We start from the raw sequence: 21,329 nt of genomic DNA, 5'->3' as shown, positions 1-21,329 counted from the left end.
AAATATTCCATTTTTAGGATGATTATATTGAAATCAAAATCTATTTCTTGTAAAATAGTAGGATATAAGAATAGACAGGAGTCTTAAATGAAAAAGTTACTTTTAAGTTGTTTTGCAGCTGTTCTTCTTCTCTTTGGAGGAATGACTAGCATACACGCTGACGAATACCTTCGTGTCGGTATGGAAGCTGCCTACGCTCCCTTTAACTGGACACAAGATGATGATTCTAACGGAGCTGTTCCTATTGAAGGAACTAATCAATATGCTAACGGATATGATGTCCAAATTGCTAAGAAAATTGCAGACAGTTTAGGCAAGGAACTTCTCGTTGTCAAAACAACTTGGACAGGGTTAATTCCTGCACTTACTTCTGGGAAAATCGATATGATTGCTGCCGGAATGAGCCCAACTGATGAACGCAAAAAAGAAATTGCCTTTTCAGATAGTTACTACACAAGTTATCCCGTAATCGTTGTTTCTAAAAAAGGCGATTATGCCAATGCTACATCCCTAGCTGACTTTTCAGGTGCAAAATTAACATCTCAACAAGGTGTTTACCTTTATAACCTCATTGACCAAATTAGTGGTGCAACTAAAGAAACTGCCATGGGTGACTTCAACCAAATGCGTCAAGCCCTTGAATCTGGTATCATTGATGGTTATGTTTCTGAACGTCCAGATGCCATCTCAGCCGAAAACGCTAATAGCGACTTCAAGATGATTTCCTTTGAAGAAGGTCAAGGTTTTTCAACATCAGTATCTGATACAGCTATTGCCGTTGGTCTTCGCAAAGACGACACAGAAATGCTCGCTAAAGTCAACGCTGTTTTAGCTGGTATTTCAGAAGATGAACGTTTGGAACTCATGGATAAAATGATTGAAGAACAACCATCTGATAATTCTGAAGAAGATGAAAACAGCAACTTCTTCACTGACATGTGGACAATTTTCAAAAATAACTGGAATCAATTCTTACGTGGTGCTGGAGTGACACTCTTCATCTCAATTATTGGTACAGTTGTCGGTCTCTTTATCGGACTTCTCATTGGTGTTTATCGTACCGCTCCAAAAGCTACCAATAAAGTATTAGCTGGACTTCAAAAAGCTTTCGGTTGGGTACTCAATGTCTATATTGAAGTCTTTCGTGGTACGCCAATGATTGTACAAGCGATGGTTATTTACTATGGTACTGCTCAAGCTTTTGGAATCTCAATTGACCGTACCTTAGCCGCTGTCCTTATCGTTTCAATCAATACTGGTGCTTACATGAGTGAAATCGTCCGCGGCGGTATCTTCGCCGTTGATAAAGGTCAATTTGAAGCCGCAACAGCACTCGGATTTACCCACGGACAAACCATGCGCAAAATCGTTCTTCCACAAGTTGTCCGCAATATTTTGCCAGCAACAGGTAATGAATTTGTCATCAATATCAAAGATACTTCTGTATTGAACGTTATTTCCGTTGTCGAACTTTACTTCTCAGGTAACACCGTTGCGACACAAACTTATCAATATTTCCAAACATTTACTATTATCGCGATTATTTACTTTGTCCTCACCTTTACTGTGACACGTATCCTACGATTTATTGAACGTCGTTTCGATGCGGACACTTACACAACTGGTGCTAACCAAAACCAAACGAAAGAGGTGAAATAATGACACAAGCTATCATTGATATTAAACATTTAAAAAAATCTTACGGACAAAATGAAGTCCTCAAAGATATTTCACTTTCAGTAACTAAAGGTGAAGTTATTTCGATTATCGGTTCATCAGGTTCAGGAAAATCGACATTTCTTCGTTCTATCAATCTTTTAGAAGAACCAACAGCTGGTGAGATCCTCTTTCACGGTCAAAATGTTCTTGAAAAAGATTATAATTTGACAGAATATCGTGAAAAATTAGGCATGGTTTTCCAATCATTTAACCTTTTTGAAAATCTTAATGTTTTAGAAAATGCCATCGTTGCTCAGACAACTGTTCTCAAACGTTCACGTGACGAAGCTGAAAAAATTGCCAAAGAAAATCTTACAAAAGTCGGTATGACAGAACAATACTGGAAAGCAAAACCAAAACAACTCTCTGGTGGTCAAAAACAACGTGTGGCTATCGCACGCGCCCTCTCTGTCAACCCTGAAGCAATGCTCTTTGATGAACCAACTTCAGCCCTTGACCCAGAAATGGTTGGAGAAGTTTTAAAAACAATGCAAGACCTTGCCAAATCTGGTTTAACAATGATTATCGTTACTCACGAAATGGAATTCGCCAAAGAAGTTTCTGACCGTGTGATTTTCATGGATAAAGGCGTTATCGCCGAAGAGGGAACACCTGAACAAATCTTTGAACATCCACAACAAGAACGTACAAAAGTTTTCTTACAACGTTTCTTAAAATAAAGTTTAAATACAAAGCTGGAGACAACAACGTCTCAGCTTTTTTTAGTTTCTAAATAGCATAAAATTGCTAACATTTTTCCAAAAAATCTTTTTAATGTAATTATAAGTTTCCTAGCTTATACTAACGATAATAAAAATTAACCCAACTATTAATCACTAGAAGGAGGAAATCAAAATGGCAACTTTAAAAAGAAATATCATCAATATCGCATTAACTCTTGTATCTTTTGCTTTTTCAAGTTGGTTTTATGAACACTATCTGATGACTTATACCCATTACATTTCCTCTTATGATGTCTCATTTACCCTTACCTTAAATACTATTATTACACTGATTTTAACTTATTTCACGTTCATTCTAATGCACTTAGTTTATACTAAGAAGATTACAAGTTTGACAGTCGCTGTCTCTTACTTCATTTATTTTATGATTTTGATTTATGTGATTTTGCTGAAAAATATCGGTATCCAAGGCTATTCTTTTAATCCATTATCGTTTATTTCTGACTTTACAAGTGGCAGTCGCTTTGTTACTATTATGAACCTTGTGATGTTTATACCATCAGGCTTTCTTTTCCGACCTTCCAAAGAAAACTTTATCCTAGCTTTCTTTGGTTTACTGACGATTGAAACAGCCCAATACGTTTTCCACCTTGGTATTTTTGATTTAGGAGATGTCACCCTTAACCTCTTGAGCATTGGTATGGGCACTATGCTGCATCAAACCGCTTTAAGAAAATGGTTAAGTCAACATATCACACAAAAAATAATCAAATTCTCTTAAAAAATTTAGTATAACACAAAATACTTTACCAGTTAATCATTTTGTGTTGTACTATTTTTCGTTAACGTTAATAAATCTATCACAAGGAGGTTGATATGGCTGAAAAAGTTGATTTAGCATCTGCTTATTGTAGATTAAAAAGTCCCAATATAAAAACACGGAAACGTACGTTGAAAATCATTCATGATTATAAACGCTTCAAAAAAGCAAATTAATTCCTTACATTATTAATCCCTAACATTGCCAGATTAAAAGACCTATTGCAAGGCTTCCTTCCGCCTGCAATAGGTCTTTTTTTTTTGGTTATTATTTTGCCTTTAATGATGACAAAATTTGGGTACGAATGTCTTCGATTCCCTCTGGGTGATTTGGCAAGAAAAGTGTTTGGTTGCCTTTAGCCGCAAAAGTATTTAGCGTATCAAGGTATTGGTTGGTCAAAAGGATAGACATGATTTGTTCTTCTGTCATTCCAACATTAGCATTTTTCAATTCTTGGATTGATTCAGCAAGACCATCCACGATAGCTTTACGTTGTTGTGCAATACCAACACCATGCAAACGATCTTTTTCTGCTTCAGCTTCGGCAGCTGTGACAATTTTAACCTTATCAGCATTAGCCAATTCTTGAGCTGCCACACGTTTACGTTGTGCCGCATTGATTTCATTCATTGATTGTTTAACTTCAGCATCTGGTTCAACTTTAGTAATCAATGTTTTAACGATAAGATAACCATAAGTTGACATTTCTTCAGCCACTTGATGTTGTACTTCAAGCGCTATTTCATCTTTTTTCTCAAATAATTCATCCAAAGTCAATTTTGGTACTGATGAACGTAGGGCATCTTCGATGTATGACTTAATTTGAGCTTCTGGACGCATGAGTTTATAGTAGGCATCTGTAACATTTTGTTCATTAACGCGGTATTGTGTAGCAACATTCAAAGTCACAAAAACATTATCCTTGGTTTTCGTTTCCACAACGATTTCAGATTGCAAAAGACGCAACTGAATACGCGCAGCAATTTTATCAATTCCAAACGGTAGACGCACATGTATACCACTACCAGATGTTGTTTGGTATTTCCCAAAACGTTCGATAATAACAACAGTTTGTTGACGTACCACATAAAGCGTGCTAGCAACCACACTCAAAATAATAATTAGAAAAATTGCTAAAACAATTAAAATCATGATAAATCTCCTTTAAGCCATAATCTATGACTTTCAAAAATAAGTAAAAACTGGCCAAAATATAAGAAATAGCAACATTTCTTGTCACATCTTTGTACCTATCAATTAATACAATTATATTTCATTTCTCTAAAAAGTCAAGCAAAAAGACATATAAAACCTAGTCAGGGTGTAATCCATAACTAGGTTTGATTGCTATCAAACGAGCAAATTATAAAGACTTTCGTTCCCATGTAAATTGATGTAAGAAGGGTCAAATGCTGACAAACGATCAATCAAAGCATTGTAATCATTTTTATCACCTAAAGTAATACCAATCAGAACTGGTCCTCTTCCTTTGTTGGCACGTTTGATGTACTCAAAACGCGTAATATCATCATTTGGTCCAAGAATATTATTTACAAATTCACGTAACGCACCTGGACGTTGTGGGAAATTGACCACAAAGTAGTGTTTGACACCGTCGTAAATAAGCGCACGCTCTTCCATTTCTTGCATACGATTAATGTCATTGTTCCCACCAGAAATGATGCAAACAATTGTTTTTCCTTTGATGTCATCTTTCATAACTTCAAGTGCTGCAATTGACGCTGCTCCAGCAGGTTCTGCGATAATCCCTTGTTTAGAGTACATATCAATCAATGTTTCAGAAATCAAACCTTCGTCCACACCGACCAATTTATCAACATACTTGCGAGCTGTTTCAAATGTTTTATATCCGACTTTTTGCACGGCAATACCGTCTGCAAATTTATCGATTTCTTCTAATTTGATAGGATGCCCTTTATCAAAGGCAGCACGCATACTACGAGCACCTGAAGCTTCCACACCAACAACCTCAATTTCAGGTGCCACATCTTTAATATAAGTGGCTACTCCTGAAATCAAACCTCCTCCACCAACTGGAACATAAATTTGATCAAAGACAACACCTTCTTCTTGGGCTTGCTCATAGATTTCATAAGCGACTGTTCCTTGACCAGCTTGAACATCTTCGTCATCAAACGGATCAATAAAGGTCATCCCTTCCGACTTAGTGAATTCTTGTGCAGCTTGTGCGGAAGCATCAAAAGTATCACCAACAAGTTTAATAGTGACGTAAGGTCCACCAAAAAATTTAACTTGTCCAATTTTCTGTTGCGGCGTCGTGACAGGGATAAAAATTGTTGCAGGAATTTTCATCTCGTGACAAGTAAAAGCAACACCTTGTGCATGATTTCCAGCAGAAGCACAAACCACACCACGTTTTTTCTCCTCATCAGACAACTCATGGATAGCATAATATGCCCCACGAATTTTAAACGAACGCACTTTTTGCATATTTTCACGTTTTAAATAAACTGTTGCACCATATTTTTCTGACAAATAGCGGTCAAAATCAAGCGGTGTACGCTCAACAACACCCTTTAAAACGTCATAGGCATTGACAACATCCTTAGCTAAAATCATAAACCTACCTTCTTATATTCAAAAATTTTGATTTTTCTATACATACATAGAAAAGTTTAAACCATTAGTCAACCAATAGATAAAAAACCGATGACAAACATCGGCATTTTATCAGTAGTTTTTTTCAAAAATTAGTTATAAATTTTGAATGCGTCGTCATCGTTTTGTCCAACAAATGGCATCGCTTTACGAAGTTCGCTACCCACTTTTTCGATTTCAAGGTCTGCAGCTTTTTTACGGTAAGCTTCAAGTTTTGGACGACCTGCTTTATAGTCATTAACAAAGTCTTCTGCAAATTTACCAGATTGGATATCAGCAAGAACGGCTTTCATATTTTCTTTAACATCTTTAGTGATAACACGTGGTCCTGATACGTAGTCACCAAATTCAGCTGTATTTGAAATTGATTGACGCATTTTCTTGAAGCCACCTTCATAAATAAGGTCGACGATAAGTTTCATTTCATGAAGCACTTCAAAGTATGCCAATTCAGGAGCATAACCAGCTTCTGTAAGAACTTCAAAACCAGCTTCGATAAGGGCAGTTAAACCACCACAAAGAACTGCTTGTTCACCGAAAAGATCTTCTTCAGTTTCTTCTTTAAATGTTGTTTCAAGAAGTCCAACACGCGCAGCACCGATACCTTTAGCCCAGTCCATAGCAATGTCTTTAGCGTTACCAGTAGCATCTTGGTAAACAGCGTAAAGTGCTGGCACACCAAATCCTTCAGTGTAAGTACGGCGTACAAGGTGACCAGGTCCTTTAGGCGCACACATAAAGACATCAACAGTTTCTGGAGCTTTAATGTATTCAAAACGGATGTTGAAACCATGGGCAAATCCAAGAGCATTACCAGCTTCAAGGTTAGGAGCAACTTCTTTGGCGTAAAGGTCCGCTTGAATTTCATCTGGTGCCAAAATCATGATAACATCTGCAAGTTTAGTTGCTTCTGCTACTTCATAAGTATCAAAACCATCTTCTTTTGCTTTATCAAATGATTTACCATGGCGAACACCAATGATAACATCATGACCTGAATCACGCAAGTTTTGTGCATGGGCATGACCTTGTGAGCCATAACCAATAATAGCAATTTTTTTACCATCAAGAGCTGCTACTTTTACATCTTTTTCGTATTCCATTGTTACTGCCATAATAAATATCTCTTTTCTATTTTTTATTTTAAATGCCCAAGGCATCAGAGTTAACTAAATTAATGTTTATCAAGAAAAATCTCTTGAGAATCCTGTTGCACCTGTGCGAGCAAGATTTTGAATACCATACGGTTTTACTACACGAAGAAGTGCTTCAATTTTATCTGCATCACCTGTTACCTGAATCGTAATTGATTTTAGAGCAACATCAACAACACTGGCACGGAATGGCTGAATAACAGCCAGAATTTCAGCACGTTTGCTTGTTGGCGCCGTTAACTTAACCAAAATGACTTCACGTTCTAAGTGAGGAATATCCGTAATATCACGGACACGCAGAACATCAATTAAACGATTTAACTGTTTAATAATCTGTTCAACTTCTTCCAAACTCTCAACATCAATGATAATTGTAATTCGGGAAATGTTTGGTTCCATAGTATGCCCGACTGAAATAGATTCAATATTAACCTGACGTCGTGAAAGAACACCTGTAAAACGGTTAAGAACACCTGTTGAATTTTGAAGCTTAGCTGTCAACATTCTACGCATTAAACTTCACCCCCAACATCTCACTATTTGATTTACCAGTTGGAACCATCGGATAAACGTGTTCACGATTAGAAATCGCAACCTCAACCAACATTGGCTTATTCTCAGTAATAACTTTCAAATCTTCTTCCAAAGTGTTAGGATTTGTAAACTTATAATGAGCAATGCCGTAAGCTTCTGCCATTAATTGGAAATTTGGTTCATCATCAAATGTTGATTCGCTACGGTGTTCATCATAGAATGATTCTTGCCACTGACGAACCATACCAAGTGAATGATTGTTAATCAAGACTACCTTAATTGGAACACCGTAACCATTTAGCAATGCTAACTCTTGGTTAGTCATTTGGAAACCACCATCACCAACAAAGAGTATAACTTCTTTATCAGGATTGGCTAGTTTAGCACCAATAGCAGCAGGAATTCCAAATCCCATTGTTCCTAGTCCACCAGATGTAATGAGTTGACGTGCATTTTTATATGGGTAGAATTGTGCTGCCCACATTTGATGTTGACCAACGTCGGTAACAACGATAGCATCTCCATTTGTTATCTTACCAATTGCTGCAATAGCATGCTGTGGTTTGATAATAGTTTCATCGAAATCATAGCTAAATGGTGCTTTTGCTTTATTAGCAAGAACTGATTCTGTCCAATCATCGTGACGTGTCTTAACTTCATCTGCTTCAAGGAGAATTTCCAAAGCACGTTTGGCATCACCTACGATAGGAATCTGTGTTTTTACAACTTTCCCAATTTCTGCAGGGTCAATATCAACGTGAGCTACAACTGCTTTTTTCGCAAATGTCTTTGGATTTCCTGTTAAGCGGTCCGCAAAACGGCAACCAAAATTAAGCATAAAATCACACTGCGTTGATGCCATATTAGACGCGTATGAACCATGCATTCCTCCCATCCCCAAAGATAAGGGATGATCAATTGGCATAGCTCCCAAGCTTAATAACGTAGAAACAACTGGAATATTATAACGTTCGGCAAAGGCAATTAATTCTTGCGAAGCCCCTGCATAGTTAACGCCACCACCAGCGATAATCAACGGTCTTTTAGCCTTTTTCAATTGAGTTAAAATTTTCTTCACTTGAAGCACATTAGGTTCAACCGTTGGCTGATAGCTAGGAAGATTAACCGTTGGGTCATGATAAAAGCTTGTTTTCGTCTCTGAAACGTCTTTTGGCAAATCAATAACAACTGGACCTGTACGCCCTGTTGTTGCGATATGAACGGCTTCTGTTACAATGCGAGGCACATCCGCAACATCGCGAATTTGATAATTGTATTTTGTAATTGGCATTGTGATACCGATAATATCAGCTTCCTGAAAAGCATCTTTCCCAATACCTGACATTCCAACTTGTCCAGTAAAGACAAGCATTGGAACACTATCACTCATTCCGTCAGCAATACCAGTAATGGCATTAGTTGCACCTGGACCACTGGTTACAATGGCAACCCCAAGTTTTCCTGTTGATTTAGCATATCCTTCTGCTTCGTGGAGGGCTCCTTGCTCATGACGTGCCAAAATATGGCGAATACCATCAAAATTATATATAGCGTCATAAAGCGGTAAAACAGCTCCACCAGGATAGCCAAAAATTGTATCTATTCCCAGACCAGCTAAGGTCTCTAATAGCAATTCTGATCCGTTTTTGGATTCTTTTAATCTAATCTGTTTCACAAAGTCCTCCTTTGCATGTAAATTCCAAATTATCTAAAAATTCCAACAGCTTGTTACTATAATAACATTAAAAAAAAATAAAGCAAGTGAAAGTGAGCAAATATTTGTCCACTTTCACAAATTATTTTTAACTTTATTCTTTATCCTGACTTTCACGTTCAGCTTTACGTTCTTCAAATTCTTCTTGATTCATCATTGAACCACCAAAATTCGCAGATGAAGCGAAAGCTGTGTAACGACGTAACCAACCGCTTGAAATTTTTGATTTGAATGGTTTCAAGTGTTTACGACGTTCTACCAGCGTTGCATCATCAACAAGCAAATCAATTGTACGATTAGTTAAATCAATATAGATTTCATCACCGTCTTCGATTAGGGCGATATTACCACCTTCTGCCGCTTCTGGTGAAACGTGACCAATCGCAATACCACGTGTTGCTCCAGAAAAACGACCGTCTGTAATCAATGCCACATCTTTACCAAGTCCACGTCCAACGATTTTAGAGGTTGGCGCAAGCATTTCTGGCATACCTGGACCACCTTGAGGTCCTTCGTAACGAATAACGACAACGTGACCTTTTTTAACCGTTCCATTATCAATTAATTTAAGGGCTTCATCTTGTGAATCACAACAGATAGCCTTACCACGGAAGGTTTTAACAGATGGGTCAACCCCACCAACCTTGATAACAGCGCCATCTTGGGCAATGTTACCGTAAAGAATTGATAAACCACCTACTGGTGAAATTGGACTTTCAAGTGGGTGAATGATTTCCTCATTTTTGATTTCTGCGCCAGCTACATTTTCTTTCAATATTTTACCTGTAACTGTAATGCGGTGACCCTTAATTGTTCCTTTTTTAATCAATTGATTAATAATCGCTGAAATACCGCCAGCTTCTTGAACATCATGCATGGTATAAACGCTTGAAGGTGCAATTTTAGACAGGTATGGCGTTTTCTTAGCAATTTCATTAATATCTTTTAGATTGTACTCAATACCTGCTTCACGCGCAATCGCAAGGGTATGAAGAACCGTATTGGTTGAACCACCCATAGCCATATCAAGGGCAAAAGCATCATCAATAGCTTCTTTTGTGATAATATCACGTGGACGCAAATTATTTTTAACATTGTCCATCAAATGTTTTGCCGCTTGGCGTACCAATTCACGACGTTGGTCAGAAACAGCAAGAACCGTACCGTTTCCAGGAAGAGCAAGACCAAGCACTTCCATAAGAGAGTTCATCGAATTAGCTGTGAACATTCCCGCACAAGAACCACAAGTTGGACAAGCATTTTGTTCTAAATAATCTAATTCTGCTTTTGACATATCGCCAGCTTGATATGTTCCGACCGCTTCAAAAAGGCTTGATAAAGTCGCTTGATGTCCAGTCATATCAACGCCACCTTTCATTGGCCCACCTGAACAGAAAACTGCAGGAACATTTGTACGAAGGGCAGCTAGAATCATCCCTGGCGTAATTTTATCACAGTTTGGAATGTAGAAAACACCGTCAAACCAATGCGCATTAATAACTGTCTCAGCAGCATCTGCAATAATTTCACGTGATGGAAGGCTATAACGCATCCCGATATGTCCCATAGCAATCCCGTCGTCAACACCAATTGTATTAAATTCAAAAGGGATACCACCCATTTCACGAATAGCTTCCTTGGCGACATCTGCCAACTCACGCAAATGAACATGTCCAGGAACAATATCAATGTAAGAATTACAAATTGCGATAAATGGTTTTTGCATGTCTTTAACAGATTTTACTTGCCCGGTTGCATAAAGAAGACCACGGGCTGGTGCTTTATCCACACCTACCTTAATCATGTCACTTCTCATCTGTTTTCCCCTATCAATTAAATCTTACACTCCATGTTACCACTTTATAAAATAAAGTCAAGATAATTTTCAGAAAATTTTGTTAGTTGAAAATTTTTTCTCTTTTCAAAATATAAGTACCATTTTCTATTATATAATAGGATAAATTGATTCTATTATAGATAAAACTATTTTCCTATAAAAACAACACATTTCTTACATAGGTATTGCTCTTTGAGGGCAGGGCAGAAAAAAAGAGCCTGAATTGTTCAGACTCTCTTTATTATGTTTTTATTCAACACTCATCAAGTATGGATAAACTGGTTGTTTACCATCATGAATTTCAACTTCAACATCTTCGTAAATTGATTCAAGATATTCAGAAATTTCTTCTGCTAATTCTTGATTTCCTTCTTCACCAACGTAAATAGTGATGATTTCACTATTTACGTCAATCATTTTGGCAAATGTTTCTTTCAATGTAGTTGTCATATCTGGATTTGAAACCACGATTTTACCATCAACCATACCAAGGTTGTCATCTTTGTGGATTTCAAGACCATCAATAGAAGTATCGCGAACAGCAAGTGTCACGCTACCGCTAATAACGTCAGAAAGGCTAGCTGTCATTGCTTCAACATTTTCTTCCAATGATTGTGCGGGATTGAAAGCTAACAAGCTTGTAAATCCTTGAGGTACAGTACGCGTTTCAACGACTGCTGTTGGCACTTCAGACACTTCTGCTGCTGATTGTGCAGCCATGAAGATATTTTTGTTATTTGGCAAGATAATAACATTTTTAGCGTTAACAGCATTAATCGCTTTAACAATATCTTCTGTTGATGGGTTCATTGTTTGACCACCAGAAATAACGTAGTCAACGCCTTGTGATTTGAAGATATCAGCTAAACCGTCACCAGCACATACTGCAACAATAGCAAAGTCTTTTTCTTCTTGGCTAATAGCTGCCGCTTGGTCTTTTTCAAGAACAGCGTCGTGTTGGTTACGCATGTTATCAACTTTAACTTTTTTAAGCGCTCCGTACTTAAGACCTTCTTGAATGACAAGACCTGGGTCTTCTGTGTGAACATGAACTTTAGCAATTTCATCATCATTAACAAGGATAAGTGAATCACCTAAGCCACTCAAATAGCCTTGGAACTCTTCATAGTTAAACTCTTTAACATAAGTAGGTCCTTGTTTAAGTGCAACCATGATTTCAGTACAATAACCGTATTTAATGTCTTCAGTTGCAACGTGTCCAGCTACTGATTTGTGGTGTTCAGCATTAATCATTTCAGTCATTACCGCTGGAGTTGCTTTGAAATCTTCAGAAGCGATGTATTCACCAGTCAAAGCAGCTAAAAATCCTTCATAAATAAAGACTAAACCTTGGCCACCTGAATCGACAACACCAACTTCTTTCAAAACAGGAAGCATTTCTGGTGTTTTAGCCAAAGCACGTTTAGCACCATCAAGTGCAGCACGCATTACTTCAACAGCATCGTCAGTTTCTTCAGCTTTCTTAAGAGCGGCAGTTGCTGCTCCACGAGAAACAGTTAAAATAGTACCTTCAACAGGTTTCATGACAGCTTTGTAAGCTACTTCTACACCTGATTGGAAAGCATGAGCTAAATCTTGACCAGTTAACTCTTCTTTATCCTTGATTGCTTGACCAAAACCACGGAATAATTGAGATGTGATAACACCTGAATTACCACGTGCTCCCATCAAAAGACCTTTTGATAGAATTTGTCCAACTTCTCCAACAGTACTTGCAGGTTTATCCGCAACTTCTTTGGCACCATTTTCAATTGTCATTCCCATGTTTGTTCCTGTATCACCGTCTGGGACAGGGAAAACATTAAGGGAGTTTACATATTCTGCTTGATTTCCAAGACGTGTACTAGCAGCTTGAACCATTTCTTGGAATAAACTGGTTGTAATATTTGACACTAATCTTCTCCTACAACTTTAATATTTTGTACGTAAACATTCACCGTATCTGCTGAAAGGCCAAGTTGGTTTTCAAGATTAAACTTGACACGTTCCTGAATGTTTTTTGATACCTCAGAAATTTTTACACCATACGACATTACAGTGTAAACATCGACTGAAATACCACTTTCTGTTGATTTGACAACAACACCTTTTGCGTAGTTTTCTTTACGCAGAAGCGCTTGAAAATTATCCTTAAGAGCACTTTTACTTGCCATACCAACAACACCAAAAATTTCTGTTGCGGAACCTCCAACAACAGTTGCAATAACGTCGTCAGATAACTCAATTTGGCCATCCTTTGTATTAATTTTCACAGTCATATTTACTACCTCAAAAGTTTTTATCAGTTTATTCTACCATATATTAGCCGTCTTGTAAAAAATAATAAAAGATTACCGGCTATAAAACAAAGAAAAAAGCCTTTCGGCTTTTCATTTTATACGCGTTCTACTTTACTAGATTTAAGCGCACGAGCTGATGCCCAAACTTTTTTAGGTTTTCCATTAACAAGAATAGTAACTTTTTGAAGATTTGGTTTAAATGCACGTTTTGTTTTGTTCATTGCGTGTGAACGGTTGTTTCCTGATACAGTCTTACGACCTGTGAAATAACAAACCTTAGCCATATTTATCTGTGTCCTCCTACTTAGATTATAGGTGCTTTACACCACATACTATAAAATAATATCATATTCACCATGCTTTCGCAAGCTTTTTAGCAAATAATCAGCAAAAATAATTGCGAAAGCACTAACAATTTCCCAGATTCAAACTGATTTCCGCCAGAAATTCTAAAACATTTTGTAAACAAAAAATCCTGATGATTATCAGGATCTAAAATTATCTGCCGATTGCAGGAATCGAACCTACGACCTACGCGTTACGAGTGCGTTGCTCTACCGACTGAGCTAAATCGGCTAACAAAGACATTATATCACTCAGCTAAAATTTGTCAATTAAATAATAACAGTTAACACAAAAAATAAAAAACTCCCCAAATGGGAAGTTTTTCTAAAACGAAGTTTGATTAAGCTTTGTTTGCTGAACATAGTTGATTTATTCGCCATACTTCCCATTACATCGTAAATCTCTATATTTAAGATTTTAAACAACCATATTAATAGGAAGAGAACTTCATTATTCCTCTTAATTCTATAAAAAGTGTGGCTAATTTGAGGCAAAATATTAAACTAAATTTGCCACAAATTAATAGCTTCACTATTATTCTAAATCAATAAGTAGTAAATAATCTTATTTTTTTCTACCAGACTATCTTTAGATATTAGCTTTTCGTCACCCACTACAGTTGACATAGACCCACAAAAAACTTAAAAACCTTGCGATATAAGACTGGTATGGAGAAGACCAATCTATCATCACAAGGTAAGAGTATTCAAATCTTATTGAAGACTCAAATAATAACAAATTTTGGTAGTGTAAAATAAGTTGTGTAAACACAAAAAGGAATAAATCCGTTATAGTAGAGTTGCAAAACATTACTAGAAAGAGATTTATTCCTATGACTCAGTTTACCACAGAACTACTTAACTTCCTAGCCCAAAAGCAAGATATTGATGAATTTTTCCGTACTTCTCTTGAAACAGCTATGAATGATCTGCTTCAAGCAGAGTTATCAGCCTTTTTAGGGTATGAACCTTACGATAAATTAGGCTATAATTCTGGGAATAGTCGTAACGGAAGCTATGCACGGAAATTCGAAACCAAATATGGGACTGTTCAGTTGAGTATTCCTAGAGATCGTAATGGGAACTTTAGTCCAGCTTTGCTTCCCGCTTATGGACGTCGAGATGACCACTTGGAAGAGATGGTTATCAAACTCTATCAAACCGGTGTAACGACTCGAGAAATTAGTGATATCATCGAGCGAATGTATGGTCATCACTATAGTCCTGCCACAATTTCTAATATCTCAAAAGCAACTCAGGAGAATGTCGCTACTTTTCATGAGCGAAGCTTAGAAGCCAATTACTCTGTTTTATTTCTTGACGGAACCTATCTTCCATTAAGACGTGGAACCGTTAGTAAAGAATGTATTCATATCGCACTTGGCATTACACCAGAAGGACAGAAGGCTGTTCTTGGATATGAAATCGCCCCAAATGAAAACAATGCTTCTTGGTCCACCCTGTTAGACAAGCTTCAAAACCAAGGAATCCAACAGGTTTCTCTTGTAGTGACCGATGGCTTCAAGGGGCTTGAAGAGATTATCAATCAGGCTTACCCATTAGCTAAACAACAACGTTGCTTAATTCATATTAGTCGAAATCTAGCTAGTAAAGTGAAACGAGCAGATAGAGCGGTTATTCTGGAGCAATTTAAAACGATTTATCGTGCTGAAAATTTAGAAATGGCAGTGCAAGCTTTAGAGAACTTTATCGCCGAATGGAAACCAAAGTATAGGAAAGTCATGGAAAGTTTGGAGAATACGGATAATCTTTTAACTTTTTATCAGTTTCCCTACCAGATTTGGCATAGCATTTATTCGACAAACCTCATTGAGTCTCTTAACAAAGAAATCAAACGTCAAACGAAAAAGAAGATTCTTTTTCCTAACGAGGAGGCTCTGGGACGTTATTTAGTTACCCTGTTTGAAGATTATAATTTCAAGCAAAATCAACGCATCCATAAAGGGTTTGGCCAATGTGCTGACACACTTGAAAGCTTATTTGATTAACATTCTTCAACTCTACTTGAGTGTTTACACATAATTATTGACAGTATCAACCAAGAAGTTCTCGTGTTTGGTCTATTTTGATTCATTCATACACCTACCTATTTTTCTTTAATATATTTTATTATAGCATAGCTTGTTATCTGACCAAAAACATTTCCCCAAAATATGGTAAAATATATACATAATTATTTAAAATATATACATAATTATTTGAGGTGATATTTTTATGAAAGAAACAATATATTTCGGTACCTATACTAGACGTATTTCAGAAGGAATTTATACGGCTCAGCTAGATACTGATACAGGAATTCTAAGTGATTTAGAACTAAAAATTAAAGAACACAGCCCTACTTATCTTTCTATTGATAAAAAAGGTAATATATATTCTGTAGGTTCAAATGACGGTCAAGGTGGAATTGCAGCCTATGATGCTAATAATGAACTTTTAAATTATGTAGTAAAAGATGGAGCTTCCTTATGTTTTCTAGCAATTGATGAAGACCGTGATTTTGTTTACGGAGCTAATTATCATACTGGGCAAGTAATGGTTTATAAGCGTGATCAAGACGGCAAACTTCACCTTAGTGACTGGATACAACATACTGGTTTTGGTCCCCATGAAAACCAAGAAGTTCCTCATGTCCACTATACAGATTTAACACCGGATAAATATCTCGTAACATGTGACTTAGGTACTGATAAAGTAACTACTTATGATTTAATTGATGGCAAGTTAAAAGAAATCAATAGCTATGATGCCAGGCCCAGGTTCTGGACCAAGACACTTAGTATTTAAGAATACTGATAAAATTGCCTACCTGATTTGTGAGCTTAATTCTACCATCGAAGTACTCATATATGACGGCCTAGGAGAATTTCACAAGTTACAAACAATTTCAACTCTACCAGATGACGCTGACAAGGAGGAATTTAATGCTACAGCTGCTATCCGTATGACTTCAGATGACAAATTTGTCTATGCAAGTAATAGAGGTCACAACAGCATTGTAGTATATGAATCACTTGCAGATGGTACTCTAGAAAAGATTCAAACTATCTCTTCTTTTGGAGACATTCCACGCGATATCAACCTTTCAAAAGGCGAGAAAGTTCTTATAGTAGCCAATCAAGATACTGATAATGTAACAACATATTTAAAAGATGAACAAACAGGACTTTTAACTAAAGTTCAAGACGACTTCTTCGTTCCTGAAGCTGTTTGTGTCTATCCAGCATAATTTTCAAGCAATAACTTTAAAAGAAAAGTTATTGCTTTTTTTATGCCATCAAGCTTTATTTTATAAGGGTTCTCAATAAATTATCTTAACCAAATTAATTACATATGAAACTAGAATATGAGTTCAAACACACATTTTTTTTAATTTTATGTCATAATAATACCATAGGAGAATTCATAAAAAAATTATTGAAAAAGGAGGTTAAAAAATGAGTAATTTCATTGAATTTCAAAATGTTTCAAAAGTTTACGAAGGTAAGAAGGTTGCAGTTGAGAATATCAATCTTGCCTTCAATAAGGGAGAATTTATCTGTTTTATCGGAACTAGTGGTAGCGGAAAAACAACGCTAATGCGAATGATAAATCGTATGACGAATCCTTCAACTGGAAGCATTCATATCGATGGGGAAGATATTTCAAAAATTGATCCTGTAAATCTTAGAAGAAAAATTGGTTATGTTATTCAAAGTATCGGGCTTATGCCTCACATGACTATTAGAGATAATATAACACTAGTTCCTAAATTACTAAAAACTGATTTAGCTACTAGAAATAAAACTGCTGAAGAAATGATAAATCTTGTTGAATTACCTACAGAAATGTTAGATCGTTATCCATTTGAACTATCTGGTGGTCAGCAACAACGTATCGGTGTAGTTCGTGCGCTTGCTGCTGATCAGGATATAATTTTAATGGATGAGCCCTTCGGTGCACTTGATCCAATAACTCGTGATTCCTTACAAGAACTTGTTAAAAACTTACAAGAAAAATTAGGAAAAACAATCATATTTGTTACCCATGATATGGATGAAGCTCTGGCTCTTGCTAGTCGCATCGTTATCATGGATAAGGGTGAAATTTTACAATTTGATACACCAAACAATATATTACAAAATCCAGCAAATTCTTTTGTTGAAGATTTGATTGGTAAAGAAAGACTTCTACAAGCAAAACCAGATACTACCACAGTTGCTGAAATTATGCTTATGAAGCCAATAACAGTTAGTACTGAAAAATCGCTAAATGACGCCATCAAGCTTATGAAGGACAAAAGAGTTGATATGCTCCTAGTCACTGATAATGCTGGTGTTTTTAAAGGATTTGTTGACGTTGAAGATTTAAATAGAATGCATGATAAGGCATCTAGCGTCGGCGATATTGTAAATACAGATATGTTTACTGTTAAAGAAACAGACTATCTGCGTAATACCCTTCAACGCATCTTAAAACGTGATCTCAAATACGTTCCAGTTGTTGATAAGGATAATAAAGTAATTGGAATTCTTACACGTTCTTCTATCGTTGACATTGTTTATGATGTTATTTGTGGAAATGAAGACACAATAGCAAGTGCTACTAGCCAAATCGTCTCTGACATCAATCCAGAGGAGGTATGATATGGCTGAATTTAGTGCTAAATTTCAAGCTTTCATGGGAGAATATGGAGATGAAATTTTAAGTAAAACAGGAGAACATCTGTACATCTCTTTCTTTGCCCTATTACTAGGAATTATTGTTGCTGTACCTTTAGGAATTATTCTTACACGCCACTCTAAAATTGCAGGACCAGTTATAAATATTGTAAGTGCCTTGCAAACAATTCCCTCACTTGCTCTTCTTACTCTTATGATACCAATCTTTGGAGTAGGTCGAACTCCTGCTATTGTTGCCCTATTTATTTATTCACTCCTACCTATCTTGAGGAATACATATATAGGAATGAGTCAAGTTAGTGACGACTATACAGACGTAGCAAAAGGTATGGGAATGACCAACTGGCAGTCTATTCGTTCAGTAGAACTTCCCTTAGCCTTCCCAACTATCATGGCTGGTATTCACTTATCTGCTGTTTATGTAATTTCTTGGGCTACTCTTGCTTCATTTATCGGTGCAGGGGGACTTGGAGATCTAATCTTTAGTGGACTTTATAATTACCAACCTGCCCTGATATTTGCAGGAACAATCCCTGTAATCTTACTTGCACTTTTAGTAGACATGCTTCTAACTAAATTCCAAGAAAAGATTACGGCCTTTAGGTATCAAAAAAGAAAGGGAGAGCTAAGATTATGAAACATATAAAAACTATATTAATAGGAGCCATTTCTATTGGTGTTCTTTTATGGGGCTACTTCACAATTATACCTCCAAAAACTGAAAATAATCAAATAGTAGTTGCAGGTGGAATTACATCAGAGTATCAAACTCTTGGTAGTATGGTTGCTGACATGGTTACTCACTATACAGGACGTGATACCCGTGTACTCAACAATCTTGCCACAGTTACCATCAACCATCAGGCCATGCTTGACGGAGATGCACAAATTTCTGCAGCACGATACACTGGTACTGACCTTACAACAACTCTAGGACTACCAGCAGAAAGTGATCCCAAAAAGGCATGGAATATTGTTCATGATGAATTCGAAAAAAATTCAATCAAACTTGGATGCCCACTTATGGATTCGCCAATTCTTATGTTTATCTTGTACGTAAAGATACAGCTAAAAAGTATAATTTGAAGAAAATTAGCGACATGGAAAAATATAAGGACAAGTTAACTGTTGGTGTAGACACTGCGTGGAGAACCCGTGAAGGGGATGGATATGAAGGATTCAAGAAGGCTTACGGTTTTGGCTTTGACAATCTTCATACCATGCAGATTGGTCTAGTTTATACGGCTGTTGCTGAAAAGAAAATGGACGTCGTTTTAGGTTATACCACTGATGGACGTATCAGTAGCTATGATTTGGTCATGCTTGAAGATGATAAACACTTCTTCCCCGCTTACGATGCCTGTGCTGTAGTTGACAACAAGCTTCTTGAACAGGAACCAGAAGTGAAGAAAGCTTTGGAAAAATTAACAAATACAATCGATACTAAAGAAATGCAAAAACTAAATTACGAGGCTGATAACAACTTGAAAGAGCCATCTGTTGTAGCCCGTGAATTCCTTGAAAAACATAATTACTTTGAAGATAAGGAGGTAAAATAAATGGAAAATATGAACCTATTTGAACAATTTATTGTCTACTTCCAGGAAAATGGAGCCTATGTCTTCCATCAATTCATAAGACATTTCCTTATCTCAATTTACGGGGTACTCTTTGCTGCTGCAGTTGCCATACCAATTGGTATCTACATCGCACGCAGAAAGAAAATGGCCCACTGGGTTATTAGACTTGCAAGTATCATTCAAACAGTTCCTTCTCTAGCCATGGTTTCCATGCTAATGTTGGCCTTTGGTCTTGGGGTTAAAATTGTATTGATTGCTACCTTCCTTTATTCACTACTACCTATCCTTACTAATACTTACACAGGGATTAGGCAGGTCGATAAAAATGTATTGGATGCAGGTCGTGGAATGGGAATGAATAAGTGGCAAAGCCTATTTATGATTGAACTTCCACTTTCAATCTCAGTAATCATGGCAGGTATCAGAAATGCACTTGTTATGGCTATTGGAGTTGTTGCAATTGGAGCCTTCGTCGGAGCTGGTGGACTTGGAGACATCATCATCCGTGGTACCAATGCCACAAATGGAGGAGCTATAATCCTTGCCGGTGCCTTACCAACAGCTCTTATGGCTATTCTAGCTGACTGGGGAATGGGGATTATTGAAAAGAAATTAGATCCCGTTGCTCGCATCAGAAAGAAAGCACATTAATATACAAAAAAATCTTAGGAAACTAAGATTTTTTTATTTATCATTATTTATATTTTTATAAGACTTAATTAACTGATCTAGATATTTTTATAAGACTTAATTAACTGATCTAGCTCATCAATTCCACTAACAAATTTCAAGGCTTTTCGATCAACCAAACTTAAAAATCCTTCTTCTACCATTTTATCAAAGAATTGTTCAAGTAGATCATAGTAACTATTGATATTCAAGAAGATACATGGACTTGAACTTTGCCCAACCCTAATCCATGAATATGCTTCAGCTATTTCTTCTAAAGTTCCTGGTCCACCAGGAATGGCAAGGCAAACATCATATAATTTAAGCATTCTTTGCTTTCTAAGGGACATATTTTCTACAATTTCAAGACTATCTAACTTATCATGAGCTAATTCTCTTTCTTGTAAAAAAGTAGGCATAATCCCAATTACCTTAGAACCACTATCTATCACAGTATCGGCAAGAATTCCCATAAGACCAACATTGCCATCACCGTAAATCAAGCTATTATTGTTTGCAGCAATCCATTTACCCAGCTCAACTGCTACATTCTCATAGGCTAGATTGTTCCCTAAACTTACTCCACAATAAACTGCTATATTTATCTCATGTCTCCTTTAACCTTTATAATAATAATTCTATCACAGAAATTT

At 36.7% G+C, this 21,329-nt stretch carries 18 protein-coding genes, 1 tRNA gene and 2 pseudogenes; 10 read left to right on the top strand and 11 right to left on the bottom strand.

Features of this window, described 5'->3' with window-relative positions; translation table 11 throughout:
- The first annotated feature begins 87 nt into the window (after positions 1–87).
- From SMA_RS01905 to SMA_RS11280, 4 genes are all read left to right on the top strand, one after another.
- Positions 88–1,659 (top strand): ABC transporter permease subunit, encoded by a 1,572-nt coding sequence (locus tag SMA_RS01905; RefSeq protein WP_014293964.1) that lies wholly within the window; start codon positions 88–90, stop codon positions 1,657–1,659.
- Positions 1,659–2,399, top strand: a complete 741-nt coding sequence (locus SMA_RS01900) for an amino acid ABC transporter ATP-binding protein (protein ID WP_009853394.1) — start codon at positions 1,659–1,661, stop codon at positions 2,397–2,399. Before SMA_RS01905 ends, SMA_RS01900 begins: the two co-directional genes overlap by 1 nt.
- Before the next feature lie 175 nt (positions 2,400–2,574).
- Positions 2,575–3,183, top strand: coding sequence for a VanZ family protein (locus SMA_RS01895; protein ID WP_014293963.1), 609 nt, complete (start codon positions 2,575–2,577; stop codon positions 3,181–3,183).
- Positions 3,184–3,278: 95 nt separating this feature from the next.
- Positions 3,279–3,398, top strand: a complete 120-nt coding sequence (locus tag SMA_RS11280; RefSeq protein ID WP_014293962.1) for a putative metal homeostasis protein — start codon at positions 3,279–3,281, stop codon at positions 3,396–3,398.
- Positions 3,399–3,489: 91 nt separating this feature from the next.
- On the opposite strand, the gene SMA_RS01890 is transcribed toward SMA_RS11280, so the two are convergent.
- The 10 genes from SMA_RS01890 to SMA_RS01845 all read right to left on the bottom strand — a co-directional run bounded on the left by SMA_RS01890 (position 3,490) and on the right by SMA_RS01845 (position 13,977).
- Positions 3,490–4,374 (bottom strand): SPFH domain-containing protein, encoded by an 885-nt coding sequence (locus SMA_RS01890; RefSeq protein WP_014293961.1) that lies wholly within the window; start codon positions 4,372–4,374, stop codon positions 3,490–3,492.
- A 198-nt stretch (positions 4,375–4,572) separates the two neighbouring features.
- Positions 4,573–5,823, bottom strand: a complete 1,251-nt coding sequence (ilvA, locus tag SMA_RS01885) for a threonine ammonia-lyase IlvA (RefSeq protein ID WP_014293960.1) — start codon at positions 5,821–5,823, stop codon at positions 4,573–4,575.
- Positions 5,824–5,954: 131 nt separating this feature from the next.
- Positions 5,955–6,977 (bottom strand): ketol-acid reductoisomerase, encoded by a 1,023-nt coding sequence (gene ilvC, locus SMA_RS01880; RefSeq protein WP_014293959.1) that lies wholly within the window; start codon positions 6,975–6,977, stop codon positions 5,955–5,957.
- A 69-nt stretch (positions 6,978–7,046) separates the two neighbouring features.
- Positions 7,047–7,529, bottom strand: coding sequence for an acetolactate synthase small subunit (gene ilvN, locus SMA_RS01875; protein WP_014293958.1), 483 nt, complete (start codon positions 7,527–7,529; stop codon positions 7,047–7,049).
- A complete protein-coding gene (locus tag SMA_RS01870; RefSeq protein ID WP_014293957.1) occupies positions 7,522–9,225 on the bottom strand; it encodes an acetolactate synthase large subunit in 1,704 nt (567 codons plus the stop codon). Before SMA_RS01870 ends, ilvN begins: the two co-directional genes overlap by 8 nt.
- A 133-nt stretch (positions 9,226–9,358) precedes the next feature.
- Positions 9,359–11,080 (bottom strand): dihydroxy-acid dehydratase, encoded by a 1,722-nt coding sequence (ilvD, locus tag SMA_RS01865; protein ID WP_014293956.1) that lies wholly within the window; start codon positions 11,078–11,080, stop codon positions 9,359–9,361.
- 270 nt (positions 11,081–11,350) lie between these two features.
- Positions 11,351–13,015, bottom strand: a complete 1,665-nt coding sequence (gene fakA, locus SMA_RS01860; RefSeq protein ID WP_014293955.1) for a fatty acid kinase ATP-binding subunit FakA — start codon at positions 13,013–13,015, stop codon at positions 11,351–11,353.
- On the bottom strand, positions 13,015–13,380 hold the full coding sequence (locus SMA_RS01855; protein WP_009853384.1) for an Asp23/Gls24 family envelope stress response protein: 366 nt from the start codon (positions 13,378–13,380) through the stop codon (positions 13,015–13,017). The genes fakA and SMA_RS01855 overlap by 1 nt, the downstream gene beginning before the upstream one ends.
- 116 nt (positions 13,381–13,496) lie before the next feature.
- Complete coding sequence (gene rpmB, locus SMA_RS01850) at positions 13,497–13,685, bottom strand: 50S ribosomal protein L28 (protein ID WP_014293954.1); 189 nt, start codon at positions 13,683–13,685, stop codon at positions 13,497–13,499.
- Positions 13,686–13,904: 219 nt separating this feature from the next.
- Positions 13,905–13,977 (bottom strand) — tRNA-Thr (locus SMA_RS01845).
- Positions 13,978–14,578: 601 nt separating this feature from the next.
- On the opposite strand from SMA_RS01845, the gene SMA_RS01840 reads away from it, so the two are divergent.
- The 6 genes and pseudogenes from SMA_RS01840 (at position 14,579) to SMA_RS01815 (ending at position 20,658) form a co-directional block, all read left to right on the top strand.
- On the top strand, positions 14,579–15,754 hold the full coding sequence (locus tag SMA_RS01840; RefSeq protein WP_014293953.1) for an IS256-like element IS1191 family transposase: 1,176 nt from the start codon (positions 14,579–14,581) through the stop codon (positions 15,752–15,754).
- Positions 15,755–15,980: 226 nt separating this feature from the next.
- A pseudogene (locus SMA_RS01835) lies at positions 15,981–16,995 on the top strand (lactonase family protein).
- Positions 16,996–17,203: 208 nt separating this feature from the next.
- On the top strand, positions 17,204–18,391 hold the full coding sequence (locus tag SMA_RS01830; protein WP_014293952.1) for a betaine/proline/choline family ABC transporter ATP-binding protein: 1,188 nt from the start codon (positions 17,204–17,206) through the stop codon (positions 18,389–18,391).
- A 1-nt stretch (position 18,392) separates the two neighbouring features.
- Positions 18,393–19,064 carry an ABC transporter permease gene (locus SMA_RS01825; RefSeq protein WP_014293951.1) on the top strand — a complete coding sequence of 224 codons (672 nt, stop codon included), beginning with the start codon at positions 18,393–18,395 and terminating at the stop codon, positions 19,062–19,064.
- Positions 19,061–19,986 (top strand): annotated as a pseudogene (locus tag SMA_RS01820) (osmoprotectant ABC transporter substrate-binding protein). The gene SMA_RS01825 and the pseudogene SMA_RS01820 overlap by 4 nt, the downstream one beginning before the upstream one ends.
- Complete coding sequence (locus tag SMA_RS01815) at positions 19,987–20,658, top strand: ABC transporter permease (protein ID WP_014293950.1); 672 nt, start codon at positions 19,987–19,989, stop codon at positions 20,656–20,658.
- Between the two features lie 77 nt (positions 20,659–20,735).
- Here SMA_RS01815 and SMA_RS01810 read toward each other — a convergent pair whose 3' ends face one another.
- Positions 20,736–21,281: an LOG family protein gene (locus SMA_RS01810; protein WP_044562984.1), complete on the bottom strand. Its 546-nt coding sequence runs from the start codon at positions 21,279–21,281 to the stop codon at positions 20,736–20,738.
- Between the last annotated feature and the right edge of the window lie 48 nt (positions 21,282–21,329).

It is taken from the genome of Streptococcus macedonicus ACA-DC 198 (assembly GCA_000283635.1).
Lineage (GTDB): Bacteria > Bacillota > Bacilli > Lactobacillales > Streptococcaceae > Streptococcus > Streptococcus macedonicus.
This window is presented reverse-complemented; position numbering and strand designations above follow the sequence as displayed.